18 protein-coding genes and 1 pseudogene are annotated in these 16,558 nt (G+C 41.5%); 11 read left to right on the top strand and 8 right to left on the bottom strand.

The window, feature by feature from the left end:
* Window positions 1–137 precede the first annotated feature (137 nt).
* A complete protein-coding gene (locus HRQ85_RS26295) occupies window positions 138–431 on the bottom strand; it encodes a topoisomerase DNA-binding C4 zinc finger domain-containing protein (protein WP_253918877.1) in 294 nt (97 codons plus the stop codon).
* Between the two features lie 151 nt (window positions 432–582).
* Here HRQ85_RS26295 and HRQ85_RS23865 point away from each other — a divergent pair.
* The 3 genes and pseudogenes from HRQ85_RS23865 (at window position 583) to HRQ85_RS23855 (ending at window position 5,774) form a co-directional block, all read left to right on the top strand.
* Window positions 583–1,511 (top strand): annotated as a pseudogene (locus tag HRQ85_RS23865) (IS5 family transposase).
* A 481-nt stretch (window positions 1,512–1,992) separates the two neighbouring features.
* Window positions 1,993–3,465, top strand: a complete 1,473-nt coding sequence (locus tag HRQ85_RS23860) for an Ig-like domain-containing protein (protein WP_172380774.1) — start codon at window positions 1,993–1,995, stop codon at window positions 3,463–3,465.
* Window positions 3,466–4,612: 1,147 nt separating this feature from the next.
* A protein-coding gene (locus HRQ85_RS23855) for an IS3 family transposase (RefSeq protein ID WP_172380773.1) occupies window positions 4,613–5,774 on the top strand; the annotation gives its coding sequence in 2 pieces (ribosomal slippage) (window positions 4,613–5,539 and window positions 5,541–5,774; 1,161 coding nt in all).
* On the opposite strand, the gene HRQ85_RS23850 is transcribed toward HRQ85_RS23855, so the two are convergent.
* From HRQ85_RS23850 to HRQ85_RS23835, 4 genes are all read right to left on the bottom strand, one after another.
* Window positions 5,749–5,979, bottom strand: coding sequence for a hypothetical protein (locus tag HRQ85_RS23850; RefSeq protein WP_216655522.1), 231 nt, complete (start codon window positions 5,977–5,979; stop codon window positions 5,749–5,751). The two genes, HRQ85_RS23855 and HRQ85_RS23850, sit on opposite strands and share 26 nt — an antisense overlap.
* A 571-nt stretch (window positions 5,980–6,550) precedes the next feature.
* The gene (locus HRQ85_RS23845; protein WP_172380772.1) at window positions 6,551–6,784 is read right to left on the bottom strand and encodes a DUF7683 domain-containing protein; all 234 of its coding nucleotides are present in this window, start codon (window positions 6,782–6,784) and stop codon (window positions 6,551–6,553) included.
* Between the two features lie 5 nt (window positions 6,785–6,789).
* Window positions 6,790–7,053, bottom strand: a complete 264-nt coding sequence (locus HRQ85_RS23840) for a colicin E3/pyocin S6 family cytotoxin (RefSeq protein ID WP_253918879.1) — start codon at window positions 7,051–7,053, stop codon at window positions 6,790–6,792.
* A gap of 141 nt (window positions 7,054–7,194) precedes the next feature.
* Complete coding sequence (locus HRQ85_RS23835; protein ID WP_172380771.1) at window positions 7,195–8,019, bottom strand: hypothetical protein; 825 nt, start codon at window positions 8,017–8,019, stop codon at window positions 7,195–7,197.
* A 771-nt stretch (window positions 8,020–8,790) separates the two neighbouring features.
* Between HRQ85_RS23835 and HRQ85_RS23830 the strand changes: the two genes are divergently transcribed.
* On the top strand, window positions 8,791–9,435 hold the full coding sequence (locus HRQ85_RS23830) for a RipA family octameric membrane protein (RefSeq protein WP_172380770.1): 645 nt from the start codon (window positions 8,791–8,793) through the stop codon (window positions 9,433–9,435).
* A 455-nt stretch (window positions 9,436–9,890) separates the two neighbouring features.
* Here the strand turns inward: HRQ85_RS23830 and HRQ85_RS23825 are convergent, their stop codons facing one another.
* A complete protein-coding gene (locus HRQ85_RS23825; protein WP_172380769.1) occupies window positions 9,891–10,463 on the bottom strand; it encodes a hypothetical protein in 573 nt (190 codons plus the stop codon).
* A 209-nt stretch (window positions 10,464–10,672) separates the two neighbouring features.
* Here HRQ85_RS23825 and HRQ85_RS26435 point away from each other — a divergent pair, with 209 nt between their 5' ends.
* From HRQ85_RS26435 to HRQ85_RS23795, 6 genes are all read left to right on the top strand, one after another.
* Window positions 10,673–11,449: an Arm DNA-binding domain-containing protein gene (locus HRQ85_RS26435; protein ID WP_172380768.1), complete on the top strand. Its 777-nt coding sequence runs from the start codon at window positions 10,673–10,675 to the stop codon at window positions 11,447–11,449.
* A gap of 41 nt (window positions 11,450–11,490) precedes the next feature.
* The gene (locus HRQ85_RS26430; RefSeq protein ID WP_301540148.1) at window positions 11,491–11,910 is read left to right on the top strand and encodes a tyrosine-type recombinase/integrase; all 420 of its coding nucleotides are present in this window, start codon (window positions 11,491–11,493) and stop codon (window positions 11,908–11,910) included.
* Window positions 11,911–11,924: 14 nt separating this feature from the next.
* Window positions 11,925–12,299, top strand: a complete 375-nt coding sequence (locus HRQ85_RS23810; protein WP_172380766.1) for a hypothetical protein — start codon at window positions 11,925–11,927, stop codon at window positions 12,297–12,299.
* A 100-nt stretch (window positions 12,300–12,399) separates the two neighbouring features.
* Window positions 12,400–12,777: a hypothetical protein gene (locus HRQ85_RS23805; protein WP_172380765.1), complete on the top strand. Its 378-nt coding sequence runs from the start codon at window positions 12,400–12,402 to the stop codon at window positions 12,775–12,777.
* A 377-nt stretch (window positions 12,778–13,154) separates the two neighbouring features.
* Complete coding sequence (locus HRQ85_RS23800; protein ID WP_172380764.1) at window positions 13,155–13,436, top strand: hypothetical protein; 282 nt, start codon at window positions 13,155–13,157, stop codon at window positions 13,434–13,436.
* A gap of 158 nt (window positions 13,437–13,594) precedes the next feature.
* Window positions 13,595–13,789 (top strand): hypothetical protein, encoded by a 195-nt coding sequence (locus HRQ85_RS23795; RefSeq protein ID WP_172380763.1) that lies wholly within the window; start codon window positions 13,595–13,597, stop codon window positions 13,787–13,789.
* Window positions 13,790–14,003: 214 nt separating this feature from the next.
* Here the strand turns inward: HRQ85_RS23795 and HRQ85_RS23790 are convergent, their stop codons facing one another.
* Together HRQ85_RS23790 and HRQ85_RS23785 are read right to left on the bottom strand one after the other, a co-directional pair.
* Window positions 14,004–14,477 (bottom strand): hypothetical protein, encoded by a 474-nt coding sequence (locus HRQ85_RS23790; protein ID WP_172380762.1) that lies wholly within the window; start codon window positions 14,475–14,477, stop codon window positions 14,004–14,006.
* A gap of 116 nt (window positions 14,478–14,593) precedes the next feature.
* On the bottom strand, window positions 14,594–15,196 hold the full coding sequence (locus tag HRQ85_RS23785) for a hypothetical protein (protein WP_172380761.1): 603 nt from the start codon (window positions 15,194–15,196) through the stop codon (window positions 14,594–14,596).
* Between the two features lie 882 nt (window positions 15,197–16,078).
* On the opposite strand from HRQ85_RS23785, the gene HRQ85_RS23780 reads away from it, so the two are divergent.
* Window positions 16,079–16,558 (top strand): hypothetical protein, encoded by a 480-nt coding sequence (locus HRQ85_RS23780; RefSeq protein WP_172380760.1) that lies wholly within the window; start codon window positions 16,079–16,081, stop codon window positions 16,556–16,558.

The raw sequence follows: 16,558 nt of genomic DNA, 5'->3' as shown, positions 1-16,558 counted from the left end.
TTTTGATTCATAATGTAAAATTAATATCTATAAATCCAATCACCTTGCCTTTAATTAACTTACTTCGCTTTCTTCGAATTAAGCCTTTTTCACATTTAGGGCATTTGTGGTTCGACACCTTTAATGGACGCTTAGGCTTAACCGTTCTTATCAGGGTAAGCTGTCTTGCAATCAGGATGGTTATTACACCCCCAGAAAATCCCGTTCTTCCCGTTTCTTTTCCCTAAATAACCTGTTTTGCATTGAGGGCAAGATTGCATATTGGGCGTGATGCTTATGCCGTTTTCTTTGATGTCGTTAATACGCTCCGCTAAGTACGCATCGAGTGAGGACACAAACGCTTCTACAGTCAGTTTTGATTCTCGAATTAAAACTTGCTGTTGAGACCAAATCGCAGACGTATCAGGGGCGATGATTTCTTTCGGTAGCACCTTACAAAAATCTTGGCCTTGCGTGGTGGTTTTCCAAACTTTCTCCTTGTAGCCTTTTTCACTCTCTACGGGGCTTTGTTGCCGAAATCGAATGAACTAAATCAAAATTTTACGATCAGATCAGGGACATTCATTCACTGACTCTGATTTCATGCCGAAGCCTCGCTATAAAACCACCAACTGGCGTAAGTACAACAACTCCCTAGTCAATCGAGGCTCACTTACGTTTTGGATTGACGAAGAAGCAATAACCGAGTGGAAACAATCTAAACAGCACAAGCGTGGTAGACCGCGATTGTTTAGTGACTTAGCTATCACCACCGCCCTCATGGTGAAGCGTATCTTTTCCTTGCCCTTAAGGGCGCTACAAGGCTTCATTGACTCAGTATTTAAATTGGCGAATGTCCCATTGGTTTGTCCTCACTATACTTGTATAAGTCGCCGAGCCAAGGATGTAGAAGTTAATTTCAAAGCCTCAACACGAGGCACCATCCAACATCTAGCCATTGATGCAAMAGGACTCAAGGTATACGGTGAGGGAGAATGGAAAGTGAAAAAGCATGGAACTGATGGCAAGCGTCGAGTCTGGCGTAAACTCCATCTTGCGGTTGATACAAATACACATGAACTTATCGCTGCAGAGCTAACTCTATCAGGTGTGACCGATGCGGAAGAGCTCCCCAACCTACTCAAGCAAAACACGCCGCACCATCTATGAAATCTCAGGAGATGGTGCATACGATACCAGAGAGTGTCACAGAGCGATTAGGGTTAAGAAAGCGACACCTTTGATCCCTCCGCGTGAGGGGGCAGCTTTCTGGGAAAAAGGTCATCCACGTAATTTGACAGTTGGCTGCCAAAAGCTCTATGGCTCGAACAAAAAGTGGAAACAGAAGTATGGTTACCATAAGCGGTCATTGTCGGAGGCCGCTATGTACTGCGTACTGCGTAAAACAACTCCTAGGTGCTTCACTCACGCTTCGAAATTACAACGCACAAGTGGGTGAGACCTACACCATGATCAAAGCACTCAACAAGCTAACTGGGGTAGGTATGCCCGAAACGCAGTATGTTGTTTAAAATGCGAACGATTTAGCAAGTGTTCGCTCTTTCGCTGAATTCGGCAACAAAGCCACTCTTTGTTGTTGATATAAAAAGCGCCTTTTCTTGAGGCACTAAATAATTCTCAGATGTACAAAATTGGTCGCTTCTATTCTTATTTACAAAAATGACTAACTGCAATATCAATACGTCTATATTATTCATTTAACTAATATTTTATTGGCGCATTAATTTGCTATGGCTATATTTTAAGGTAATCAATAACAACGACGTTTCCTTTCGTTTAAAAAACATGCAACTAATCACAATATTTTCCTGTTAGCTAATAAATTTGCTCTGTATGCATTATATTTCACATCGCTTATTTCTAATGTTAGCGGTTTTGATATAGAAGGCAGAGTTTTCCTTTATTTCCGAAAAAATGTCACAAAATAGCGAGCTAGAAACTGCAAAGTTGAAATTGCCACTACGGATTTAAATATCAAAACAGGTTGTTTTTATGATGAGTAAATTTTTTAAAGGCTTATTAATATTGGTCATTTTGCCATTGCTAATGCTAGTAACTGGTTGTAATTCAGAAAAAAGCGCCTTTTCTGCTTCATCAGCAAAGTTGGAAAGTATACAGATCGCTGCTGTTGACTTAATGGCAAAAAATAGTGGAACCGGCAATCTGGTTGTTGCAGTTGGCGGCAAGCAGCATTTTGAGGCTAAGGGTCATTACTCGGACGGATCAGTTCGTATAATTAATGATTTAAAAATAAGCGACTGGCACACAGACAACCAAGATTATGGTTTTTTTAGGGGATATGAAAAAGACGCAGGATGGTTGGTTGGTAAGCAACCGGGTCTGATAACTGTGACCGCGACAAAGAATGGCATTATTAGCAATACTTTGCATGTTGATGTTACTTCGGCAGTAATCACTAAGATTCAAGTGACACCAGCAACAGTTAACTTAGCCAAGGGACAGACGCAACAATTAATAGCAATGGCAACATACAGTGACAGCACATCTGTTGATATTACAAAATCGGTAACATGGGATTTGGAGGACACAACAATTGCAACTGTGACATTGAGTGGTTTGTTATCTGGGATTGAAGAGGGAGTTGTTGCTTTAACCGTTACAAAAGATGGCGTTGTTAGTAATACTGCAAATGTTAATGTCACTGCGGCAGTGATTACTGGGATTCACGTGATGCCAGTAACAGTTAATTTGGCTAAAGAACAGGAAGAGCAGTTAATAGTAACGGCAATGTACAGTGATGGCTCATCCTCTAATATTACAAAATCGACAACGTGGGTATCTGATAATCCATCAATCGTAACTGTAACACATGATGGTTTATTGACTGGTGTTAAGCAAGGAGTTGCTACTTTAACAGTTACAATGGACGGTTTTACTAGTAACACTGTAAATATTAATGTTAGTTCAGCGGTGCTTGCCTCGATTGATATTGCACCTTCAACATTTAACATGGCCAAAGGTCAGACACAATCGATAACAGCAAATGGAATATACAGTGATGGCTCGTCCTCTGATATTACAAAGTCTGTGTTCTGGAGTGTAGAATATAATCGTCAACTTGGGCCGATGAAGGTGGGGGAAAATTCACTAACCGCAACTGAAGTAGGCACAGCGGAGGTTTATGCTACAAAAAACAACATTATTAGCAACGCAATAATTATTAATATAACTTCAGCAGTGATCACAGATATTCAAGTTACACATGCAGCAGTTAATGTGCCCGAAGGTCAGACACAACAACTAACAGCAATTGCAACGTACAGTGATGGAACTTCTTCTGATGTTACGAAAACAGTAACATGGGGCTCTGATGACCCAGTAACTGCAACTGTAACTTCGACAGGGTTATTAGCTGGTGTTGATGCAGGCAGCACTGTTTTGACAGCAATTAAAGACAGCATTGCTAGCAATGAGGTTAATGTGAATGTTGCATTGACACCTTAGAGGCAGGCAACGGTAACTTGCATTTGCATCAATTACATGTACAGATAATAAAAAACGCCTCAATATGAGGCGTTTGATCATACTTCATCGTGACCGGGCACATCCGATTCGTTTACGTTAAAATACCTTGAACAAAAACAAAGCGAAGACAGAAAGTGAAAATTTCTGAATCGCATTCCAGTATTAACTTCAATTGTTCTCGCGTCTTCTCTGCTTAAGCCTATGTCTCTATAGTTTAGGTCTCTTTCATTAAATCTTCGTAACAACCTAAGATACAAAAAGGGATCTGTAACCATTATTGTTGCGTGACCCGGAATTAACATAGGTCGTATAAGCATTGTGAAGTTAATCGGAGTCTTTAAGTTTGGAACTGGAGTGTGTGTTAGTCTAAATGCATGCAATATTGTATAAGTGTAAACCGTTCTCGCAACTTTTACATTACGAGCAGTTCGATTGAGCGCAGTATCGTTTTCACCAAAATTAAAAATCTCCTCGAAGATAAATCTGTTACGATTTCTAGCAATGAATGAGCCTATTCCATTCATGTATATTCTGATTTTTGTTACGTCTTGAGTTAACTTATCAGTAAAGTGTTTCCTAAGCGCCTTTCTTGCAGAGCCACTCCTTCTGCTGTTGTGAACATAAGGTTAATCATCATGTTCTGGAATTACCCCGTTTGTATCAAAACCCAACGTATTCTCAATCCTGATTTTGCTAATTGTCTTTTAATGCGTTGAAGTATAAGCCTGCATCTAACACTGGGCTTGTTGCAGGGTTCACTATATTTGCAACATTGACAAAGCCAGATATGATGTTAGCGATGATGGATCACTCCAAAAGGGAATATAACCTTCCGACTTTGAAGTACAATTTTTTTTCATCAAAGTATTCATTTCATATATTTTCTTTGCTGTTGTGTATGTTTTAGCAATGCTGCTCGGTCAGAAAGGGGGACTCTTAAATAATGTAATTGAACTCCTCCCTAACTCATTATGTGTGAAGCTCGTCCTAATCAAGGTATGTTATGTGGTGATAGGTAGCAGTTTTGTTCACCTATTGCTTCAGCTCAAGTCCTTCATATGTAGTGGTCTAATGATCCCGGACACCAAATTAGGTGGTAAAGTCTCCACCATAAATGAGGTGTTCAATGACAAAACGACAACGACGTACATTTTCTGCTGAGTTCAAACTAGATGCTGCAAGTTTGGTTCTTGACCAAGGGTATTCCATACCTGAAGCAGCTAACTCTATGGGCGTAGGTGAAACAGCTTTACGGCGATGGGTCGACCAGCTCAAAGTTGAGAGAGATGGAGTGACTCCAGTAACTAAAGCCCTCACGCCTGAGCAAAAGAAAATCCAAGAGTTAGAAGCCCGGATTAACCGGTCAGAACGAGAGAAGTCCATATTAAAAAAAGGCCACCGCTCTCTTAATGTCRGACGAACTCGAACGTTCTCGTTAATAGACAAGTTGAGGGAGCATGAATCGGTCAAAATGCTTTGCGAGCTGTTCAACGTAGCTTCGTCTTGTTATTACAAGTTTAAGCAACGCAAGCCGGATGCCAATCGTATTCGTCTAGCTAGCCAAATTAAAGAACTCTTCAACATGAGTCGAGGCTCTGCTGGCAGTCGTACTCTTGTCTCAATGCTGAGCGCAGAAGGCATAAAAGCCGGGCGATTTAAGGTTCGCCAGATAATGCGTGAAGCTGATTTAATGAGTAAACAGCCAGGTTCRCATCGATATAGACATGCAAAAGTAGAGAGGTTAGRCATTCCAAATCTACTGAAGCGTGAGTTTTCTGTGAGTACTCCKAATCGTGTTTGGTGTGGCGATATTACTTATATTTGGTCAGGTTCGAAGTGGACCTATTTAGCGGTAGTGCTTGACCTATTTAGCCGACGCGTTGTGGGGTGGTCTTTATCCGATAAGCCCGATACCGAATTAGTCTCTAAAGCTTTGGACATGGCCTGGGAGCAACGAGGATGTCCGAAGAACGTAATGTTCCATTCAGATCAAGGTTGCCAATATAGCAGCCGCAAMTATCGCCAAAGACTTTGGCGATATCGTATAACTCAAAAGCATGAGCCGTCGTGGTAATTGTTGGGACAACGCTCCCATGGAGCGGCTATTTAGAAGCTTGAAAACCGAGTGGATACCAGCAACAGGTTACCTGACACAAGCTCAAGCTAAGAAAGACATCAACCATTACCTGATGAGTTACTACAATCGGCAACGGCCTCATCAAACAAATGATGGGCTGTCGCCAGTGAATGCCGAAAATCGGCTTAAGTCAATGTCCGGAATTTGTTGACCACTACACCTTTGTCATAAACGCTAGATTCTAAATGATTTAGTGTTTCACCAATATCAGCATAGATTTTGTCCACTAGTCCCTTGAAACCGGGAAGGCCTGCTGGATATGAAATGCCTGCACCACAAAAGAAAACAACGTTCCCTTCTTCATGAGCTTGCAGAAGTGCATCTGGAATGTCTGGACCATCTTTAATAAACTGCATAAATCACTGCCAATTGTTTGTAGTCGTATATTTCAATAGCTTGAGTTATTACAGAGACTTATGTACCAAATTCGTTAACAATTTTGGTGTCAGCATTCTCTTTTGGCCTTTGATCTTTGGTCAAAAGTTTTACTAACTCTTAATTGGACTAGTTGGCAACTTTTAAGATCTATTATTGTAGCCCTCCGTGCTTTAGCTGCCCCTAGAACTGAGCTGCTAATTCATTTTCCGGTGAAAAAGAGCTGGAGAAACACCCCGGAACCCACCCAGCTTATACCCACTAGAAGCAGGTTTCCTTCGTACCAAACTGCTCTCATATCTATCCTGTACGATTCATACCTTAACCGTTAAACCAATTCCTACCCAGAACCAGAGCAACCCAAATTACAGCCCTAATACCACAGGGTTTAACAATATATTCCCGTGGCTGATACCCGTTGGAATTTGCCGTTTCTGGTGGCGAGAGAGAGATCTGTGGGTGGATTGGGTGGTTCTGGGATTGGGACGCCACTCGGGTGAGCGGCGCTTAATATCCTACGCATTAAGTTCTGAGATTTCTAATAAACACCTCTTAACCTGCATCGTAGTCTAAAAAATAGTCAAACTTAACAAAGTCAAAGTTTACGTCTACATATCTCTTTAGAAAAACAGAGTTTTGTTCACCTATTGGAAAAACTTCATACATTGGGTCATCTGATGAAGTCCCAAAAGATACTTGTAACTCTTTTAACGCTATATCTGGTAACGTTATCTCATCAACGAAATCTTCTGTCACTTTATCGAAATATCTTATTACTCTGGACATATTTTTTAAGGCTCCACTTTTCTAGTTTTATCAGCTGGTTTGGTTTGCTCTCCCGTTTCCGGATTGAACTGCCCCAAGTGCTTACCGCGTTTATTGGATTTCTCTACCTCTCCATGCTGGTAGTCCCACTCATAGATATTTCCTTTGCTATCTTTCCATCGTCTTCTTAGCTTACCTCCACCTTGAACGGAAGTTTTAGATTTTGCGATAGTTAAGCCTGATATACCGTTTATATTTTTTGGTGCGGGGATATAACTTTCAGAAGTCACAACCAACAAAGGATCCACACCAGTATCAGCAGGCGTTCCTAAGATAGTAGGCTCCCGCTCCTCAGGTACAGGTGTCGTGGTAATCGAGTCTTATTCTCTGACTGTGGGTTAGGGAGCGCAACAACTTCTTTCTCTTTAGCATCACTGCCAACTGCCAACTGGCATTGGCATTGGTTCTGGTATCTGTTGACCACCAGTATTCGGTGAAATAGCCTTCGCACGCTCTTTAGCCAACTCAACAGCTTTAGGGTCATACTCATCAATTAAGCGGTAGATCTCTAGCTTGTCCTCAGTGCTTCGACTCTGGTCTTCAAGATCTTTTAATAGACTTGAAACCACTACAGCCTGCACATCCAGCTCTTTATCCGTTAACTTTGGATCGACCGTTAGCATTTCATTTAGAGTGCGACCAGCATTTTCAGCCGACTCCGAGAGCGTATCGTATATTGATGCGGCTACATCAGGGTTAGCTTGTAGATACGCTGCTGTTGCTGCTGTAACTGCCATCCCGACTTCATATACAACAGGTACAGCGAAGATAAGATTATCGCCCTTACTCTTATCTAATCCATTATATTCATGAGTATTATTAACAACGGTACTGCTGGTATTACCCACATGGTTATTCGTGTTCGCCATGCTTCCATGACCATTAACACCTAATGCTGTATCCGTGTAATCCACGAAGTCTTCACCGATGTTCTCAGCATAAGTTTCTTGATCTTGTTTAGAGTACTTCTCGTTATCTCCTGTCTGGCCATCAATGAAATGAATCATCTCATGTCCAGCAGTCAGCACTAGACCTTCGGTATCATCTATTTTCGCATCATTGATGTACGAATCACCTGTCTCTTCAGAATGGAAGCCCTGACGAACATCTTCCTCCTTCGCTATGATCTTGTTCCCATAACCTTCTGCGTCATAGCCCAGTGACTTAATCGCTGCATGAGTGAGTTGATCCAACATCTGTTCTTTAGTTTCTGCTGGAAGGTCAGGGTCTTGCAGTTTTGCCGCTAAGCTTGGATCATCTGCAATGCTCTGTTTAACAGCGTTGTATACGTTAAGCTGTTTACCTGTTTCATCGAAGAAGTCGGTAATCCCAACTCGTTCAGTGGTAATAGCTCTCTCTAAGCTTTAACGGAACATATCGGTGCTCAGAATATCTTCAGCTATCTGATTTCTGCCTTTCTCGGTCAGCAGACGGTGATCCACAGTAACATCTATATCCCCCTGCTTACGGTCAACAGTGAACAAGTCCTTTTCTGTATGTTCGGTGTCGCGATTTAGGGAGGTGGTGTCGTCGGAGTTTTCTGAGTCCAATGCCATTCGGCACGATGGTGAGGGATTGCATAGGAGAATATTGCCAGTAGGGTTAATTGATTAGATATTGAAAGTGCTGGCGTGGTGAGAACTAAGCGCTATTGTCCTCAGTTGGTTATTGAGTCTGATGAAGCTGCTTTATCGAGGCTAGGACTGGCTCTACGGTCTATAGACGGCCTTTCTGGGATAGTTCATCGTTAGGCATTACAAAAAGTTGCAGGAGAGCATTGAGCCGTGATTGTTGATACCTGAACATAGGCAAGGACTGCCGTTTTTGCTCTGGATTAATAAAGTGAAATACCGCTACGGTCTCGCTACGGTCTCGCTGCGGTACATTCAGCAACCAAATTAACAAACTATGTGCTTGTTTTTACATAAGGTATTATTAATCTATTCTGTAAAACTTGGAGATTTATCGTGAGCTGGTTTATTAAAAAATGCGAGTACAAGAAAGAGGAAAGTAAAGATACGCTAGACAACGTAGAAGCATATAAAATAGCTCTAGAGACTAGGAATTTTGAAATAGGCTTGTTCTGGCAACGTTCAAATTACTTTTTACTTCTAAATTCTGCCTTAATAATTGGATATTTTAGATTTTTAAATGACAGTGATATTAGCGACTACTCAGTGATAATTGCCTTATTTGGGCTCTTTGTTTCCTTTTTATGGTTCCAAGTAAATTTAGGTAGTAAGTACTGGCAAGCAAGATGGGAAGAGCGCCTGAAATTAACTGAGCAAAAGTTAGACAATGAACTGAGATTTTTTAACACTACGAGAGCGATAACTGATCAAGACGTAAAAAACAGCATCGGAGAAAGCTCTCACAAAAAATCACTATTACATAAACACACCGAAAAATTAGCTTTAAATTCAAAACCATCTGTCAGCTATAACATGACGCTGTTATCAATAGGCTTCATGCTCATTTGGGCTATTCTAATTTTTACGTCCTTTTCTCTTCTAAAAGACCATGCTTGGAGCACTTTCAATGACCTAATTTTATTCGGTAAAGAGCTATCAACCGAAATAGCAAGCTTCATCAAGGACTTTATATACAGGTAAACCGATCACCATGACAAAGTACAGAGAGATATAGGTTAAACGTTTGTCACCGAATTCAGTCAAAAGGGAAATACATAAGATAGTAGAGACCAACAATGTGAATAACGAGTGTCACAAACCGCCAAAACTGCTTACCTTGAGACTGTTCGCAGTACTCAACTATAATCGCTCCAATTGGAATCGATTTGTTAAAAAGAAAGCACCATATTACCGCTAGCGGGTATATGCTCACCACAGCTAGCCCTGCGACTTCATTTAGCATCAACATTCTGTATAAAAAAATGCTAGGTACACATGAGGTAATGAATAAAAAGACCATTATTCGCTGGCTAAAACTCAGCCACCTATCTGGCCAAATAAGATCATAAACTCTCACCGATGTCCTCATTGTTATGTTCGTTCACGCAGTAATATGCACAATTAAGCTTAAAGCCTAATACTTCCAGCTGGGATGATTATCGACCTCCTGCTATAAAGTATCGTCTAACTTGATCAATATCTGCTCTAAAATTAGCAATTTCCATTTTTGAATCTTCCAGTATATGAGCGTAATCATCACCATTACCTGACGATTGAAGGCTAAGTTTTTGAAGAATATCTAAGCTTACTAATGCACGATAATACTCATGAGTATGAGCTTCTAGGGATCTCCCTAAATAAAAACGATTTAACCGAACTTTCGCTAAGAACTTCTGACGAGCTTCTTCAACACTTTTGGCTGCAAGTGCAACTTCTTTCCTCTCATATACAATCTTTTCGGAAACTTCGGTAGATTCAAACATACTAATTTCAAAATGGGCTTTTGCTACGGCATAGTATAAATCGTCAAACTTTTCCTCAAACAGAGCAGCTTCCTCCCAAACTTCCGCTATTTTTTGCACTCTAATTTGATTGACTGCAATGTTAAATGCTTCATCTGCCTTATTCTTTTCAAGCTGAACAGTGGAAAAATACACAACAACTCCTACAAGTAACCCGACAACTAAACGATCTAATAGTAACTTTTTAACTTCTTCACTGAAGGTCATTTTTTCCTCAACTGCCTAATGTTCGCTTTAAGGCTAAACCAACTCTAACTTCCAATTTTTTAACGTACAAAACTGAAATCATAGGATAAACAGTATAACTCGTATTTCTCTCTAAGGTTTATTTCGAAGCAAAACCTACCTCTCCCGAAACAACCCTCCTCTGAAAACAGATATTAGAACCTTGGTTAATCACGACTTAAGGAGTTCTAATGACAACACCTAAAACCCGTAAATTCCGATTCACCAACAGCATCATTAAGACCCTGCCACCCCAAGATTCTCATGCTAAATCGGCCTCCTGCGAGTACTCAGATACCGAGGTCACAGGGCTGCGGTTGATGGTATCCAAATCCCATCGAAAATCGTTCCTGCTGCGTTATGTTTCTCCCATCACCAAGAAAAAATCCAGTATCGGTCTGGGGAGTTGGCCTGAACTTGAGCTATCCGATGTCAGGCAAAAAGCCCGTAAATATAAGGTACAAATTGCCGAAGGTATCGACCCCAAACTGGAAAGGGATAAAGAGCATCAGAAGCAGATACCAACTCTAAAGACGTTCTTCACTGAGACCTTTCTGGAGATGAAGAAAAACGGCGGTAAGAAAACATGGCACGATGATGAGGTCAGGTTTCAGCTCTGTAGTGAACTGCACGATAAACCGCTCGATACCATCACAGGCTTAGACTTACAGCAGTTGCAAACAAGGCTACTCAATACCAAGCATCATCAAGGGGAATACTATGCGCCAGCGACCGTGGACAGGGGTTTGGCCTTGGTCAAATCCATCCTAAAGCAAGCGTATGTGCTTCTCGATATCCGCTACATTGGCGATAAAGTCACCATGCTCAATCCCGATAACCGTCGCATGGGGTATCTCAATGTCGAACAGACAGCAGCACTGATTAAAGCCAGTCGGGAGTATTACTGTCGAATTAAGGGAAACTTCATTGCGCTGCTGTTCTTAATCGGTTGTCGGGAAAAGAGCTGAGAGCAAGGCGTTGGTCTGAGATTTCATTAGATGAAAGAACCATGACGGTACCAGACACCAAGAACGGGACGGAGTTAACCGTGTATTTAACACCACTAATGATAACCCTGTTTAAAGAGCTGAAGATGTTAAGACAACCGGGCAATCCGTATGTCTTCCCTAGCCGTAAACCGAGTATCCATATCTCCCCCCCTCGCAATGCTTTCGCCTTAATTAAGAAACGGGCTGGCATTGAAAACCCGGAGCAATATTGCTTCCACCATGCCAGACACAGTGTGGCGACTAATCTGCTCGATAGCGGTGTGGATTTACTTACGGTGCAACGTCTGCTCAACCATAAAGACATCAAAAGCACCCAAATCTACGTGAAACACTCCGAGCAAAAGCTAAGAGGCGGCGCAGCCGTACTCTCTAATCTCATTGAATCCCAGTCTCCTGTACTGGAACACCATCAACAATAATCTGGAAACACACCATGAAAATAGTTAAAAGCCATACCGAGCTTGTAGAGCTTGGTTTGCCCATAGCGCATAAAGACAACCTCATCACCCATTTGGCTGAAAGCTTTCAAGGCAAAACCGATGAGCTTAAGAAAAACTGGGAGAAAGTAGGCATTACTCTGATTCTTATCGATGAAGATGATACCGACCATAAACTCTCTCTTATAGATGGAGAGTCGCTTTCCCTGATTGAGTATGTCATTAGCTACCCTGAATATGTCCTTATTTTAGAGCCGTTCGTTATAGGGTTGGCGATTCTCAATGACCATGGTTCAGGTTGCTATCTGGTCGGACATACCAATAGCGAGACAAGTGCAGTTAAGACACTGCTCTCACAGGTCACCACCTAGCTCGTCCTCACTTAGCTTCAATCCACTTCACTGACCAGAATCACCCAAGACACTCACCCTACCTCCATATTTTCATCACTATCACCACAGGAGTATTATCATGAACGCTAAAACCAATGCGAAAAAGGACACCGATACCAAAGAGCTGAACCCATTCCAGCAGATTGTCCATAGAGCAGAAGCTGACAAACTCAGCCCCAAGGCCACAGGGAAAATCCAGTATGAAGTGGCTCTCCACCAACAAGAGAAGCAGCTTTATATTCATCTCGCAGGGCAAACCGATTCAGGGCTGTTCTCTAAAGAGTGGATACCGATTGATTCGGTTCTTACTTTAATCGAAGCGCAGGAAGTAAGGACGTTAAACCGATGTCGTTCAGCACCTTGTTTACGTTCCCATTTCCATTGGTTCGAAGTGCGGGATCTAACTTGTAACCTTCATCACTGCGGACAATCGGTGCATTTATCAGCCTTTCATTAAAATCTCTACGCAGCGTCTTTTCACTTACCAGGTATTCATCAATCAAAGACTCAGGATGAAGCACTTCACCCATAAACAAACGGGTCAGGATATCTCCAAGTCTTAAAGCTAACTTTGCACTCTACTCTTATCACTCATGGCAATAGCGTAACGGCCTTGATGGACAGGTTAAGGGAGAACCATTTTTAAATGCCTTAATCCGTCACGCACTCAGATTTGCCATAGGTTTCATAGAGTAAGGCCAACAAGGGCTTTCACCATTTATTCAACTTTTTCACTATCACGGACAGCACCTGTCCACTCCATCTTCAATACTATTCAACCTAGTAAGTCATACCCACAGCAGGTGTGCTACTTCAATCAATAAGGTAATAACAATGAGAAAAACAGCAGTAAAACTATTCATCGCAGTAGCAGTATCAACAACGTCACTTCAGGCTATCGCACATGGCAGTGGGGGCACTTTCGGAGGTAATCCGGGAGACATATCTAAAATGAAAGAGCTATTAGAACCGCACTGGAACGGCAAGCCTGGAATTCAGAACACATCGTCCAATGGGGTGATTGTTCAGTGGAAAGCTGACGTATGCGGAACCTTTAACGGCAAAGTCAGTGATGAAACAAAGTGTCCAGCAGACTCACCAAAGATGTCTCGATAAATCATAAAGCTTGTTGCATGTACTGATAGGGCTGAACTGGGTTATTTTAGTGGGGACTCTTCTAACCAAGTAAAACCTATGGTTCATGCAACACCTATTCAGGGCGGTATCAGCAATGGTACTGCCCTTTTTCATATCTGGAAAACAAGGAAATAAGCATGGGACAGAATAAGCAAAATCACTTTTACACTGAATCTCCCTCACTACCCAAGGACAGAAAAGAGACTGGTTTTAAAGCGGCTCAACTGGGCGGGGCTATAGGATTACGCTTTGGAGGGCCTTACGGGTTACTTGCTGGCACAATCGTGGGTTTTGCCGCTGGTATATTGATTGATGAGGTGTCGGACGACTAGGAATGACTGAGTTAAGCAGAGGAAGAACCTCCTCTGTTTTTTCTTTTATATGGTTGTCATACCCGCTCGGGAATACTCAGTTTCGTCCATTTAGCACTCTTTAACCCAGCGATTCTTATCTGCGTTTCTTGTGCAAGTTTTAGGGAGGGCATATCTCGGATACCGGGCACAACAGTATTAGATTAGAAAAGTATCTTGAAACCTTACATGCTTGTTATATTTTGTTTTCTACATAGCTTGGAACATCAACTTTTTGCCCACCTTGTGAAAAGTGATGATCAAATGCATAAGCTAGTTTCTCTAGCGGTGCCTCATTGTAACCAACACTTTGCACTTCAGATATGTAACGTTGCAAAAAGCCAATAGCGCCAAGAGTCTTCCATTGGGCTACGTGTACCAGCTCATGGAAATGTAACCGTAGATTTTGAGCGACGCTCGGCACTATGTAATAAGTGTTTTTATATGTAATACCTTGAACATCCATATCAAGAAAGTCACCTAAACCAGCATGACGCAATTCTGGGAAATCCGGCTTTGGAATGCTATCAACGATTACAAAATATGAATTAGATAGAAACTCTTCAGAGTAGAAGCCAGCGAAATCACGCGCAAATAACACACAAGTTTGTCGCTGATTAGAAAACCTTTCATTTGTTAAATCAATCCATTCTTCGATTCTATTTAGCATGATGAACTCCAATAAAAAATCAACGCCGCAATAAGCGGTGACATACGCGTGCTATGTTTGAGCGTAAGCGAGTCGGCACACGTATGGAATTCGACTTGATCGCTTTGTTATAAGCACTATTTAAGCTGAACCAAATCTTCGAAAAACCTAGATTGCAACTTACTTAGAAACTCGTCCTGACAAATTAACGCAGGTATAGTCCTCTGCTTATACTCATCCCAATAGATTTCACCCTTTTCCAGCTTTGCTGTGTCGCTATTTCGTGCAACTCTTAAGGATAAAGCTACTGGTTTACCGTTATCTTGCAGTTTCAAAATTGAATTGTATAAGCGCTCAGTATTTCTCCATCCTCCGCCGCTTCCCTGAAGAGCAACTGACTTATAAAATGGATACCAATCACCTGTTCTATTATCTTCCAAAATTACCGCGCCAAGATTGTAGTGTGTAGACGCTTCTGCTTCTAAGAAGATAAAAACGTTTGGCTCCTGTACTAAATTGGCAAGAGGCAAGAACCAGTCATTCGAGTGCTCACCGTAATATGCGTAAAGAGACCGAATAGGAAAGCTTTTAGTTGCTTCAATATCCGCCCTTTCGTGTTCGCTATCGACCTTTTCAACGGACTCAACACCATCAATCGGAGAGCTGACTTTCATTTTGTCATAAGTCGCATTGGATAATATTCCAACTAAAAAACTACGAACTATCTCTAAGTATTCCACATAACCTCCTTGCACTTATAACGCTTTCTATACGATTTTATTTCGTCTACCACTGAAAACGATAATGATAAAAAAACACGATAAGCATTTGAATATTATAAATATTACGTAATTTAAGTTAACTTAGCAACTATAGAAAGACAGAAAAGGAAATCACATCTGCGTTCCAACAGACATATGATACAAGGACTCGTTTCTTCAACTAGCTCTCACCCCTTACCTACTCTACCTTCCAGCAACAAACTCAAACCTTGATTATGGCAATACAGTAGTGTTGCTGAGTTTCAATCTATGATGATGTGTTGATGATTAAGTATCGAATTATGACCGCGATCGAAAAGCTAATCAGTGGCAATGATATTGCCATAGACTGAGTTTGAGTTTTCTCTGAACACTAGTGTTATAAAGGGTTCCAGAGTCATCAAGCATACGAAGAAGATGATCTGCATCGTTTCTTTTTGGACTACGAGTGAGTTCTATCGACATTATTACAGCTGATATCTGCCACTTTCTACAGTTGCAAACCTGAGTAAAAATCAAGCAAGCCTTCCTCACTGACACAGAGCTGAGTAATTTTTTATAGAAAATTTCAATTATTTTTTGAGATTTTCATTGTGCATAATTCCACCATTTGATGGATATTTAGACGCATATTCCACGCCTTATTTAAGGGAGAAAATACCCTGCATTTTTTTACGCCTTGAGGAAGGTAGTTCCCCATTTTAGTTTGTGGCTCAGAGTGTTTATAAAACCACCTTACTTACACTTTTGTTATTATTAATTCATTGTATTGATTAGTATTTTTATAGATTCAGGCGATTGTAACTCCTTGGATGTTGATATATGTTTTAGGTAGACATTCATGAAAATGGAGCGAATAAAATGTCCAACAAAGGTTTATTAAAGTCCTGTTCGGGAGACTACCGAAGCCCGGAAAATATCTCTTCAGCGCATCAGGCTGGAGGCAAATATGTGTTTAAAGACAAACATAATCGCGTCACTGATTATTTCACCTTAGGAGGTAAGAAAGAGATCACCGAGGAGCAGGCTCAGGAGTATATCGAATCTATCGTGGCTCATGCTGAAAGCAGTAAGAACCCGATGATACGGCTACCGAACAATAAGTATGTAAGGCGTGAATCGGTTGTGGCTATTGAGCAACATACCGGAGAGCAGTTCTGTGGCCTGATTATCCGGGGACTGGATAACCATATCATCGACTTTCTGAAAGTAGAGGATGTCGCTCTGCATCAGTTGATAGCCGATGAACTAGCGCAGGCGCTGGAGCCTTTACCCAAAACCAAAAGACACCGCCCTGATTGGGGCTCACTACTCACCAACCAAAACGCTATGGAGGCGTAA

The organism is Vibrio sp. Vb339, from assembly GCF_902751245.1.
Classification (GTDB): Bacteria; Pseudomonadota; Gammaproteobacteria; order Enterobacterales; family Vibrionaceae; genus Vibrio; species Vibrio coralliirubri.
Note: the sequence above shows the minus strand (reverse complement) of the source record. Positions and strands in the feature narration are given on the sequence as shown.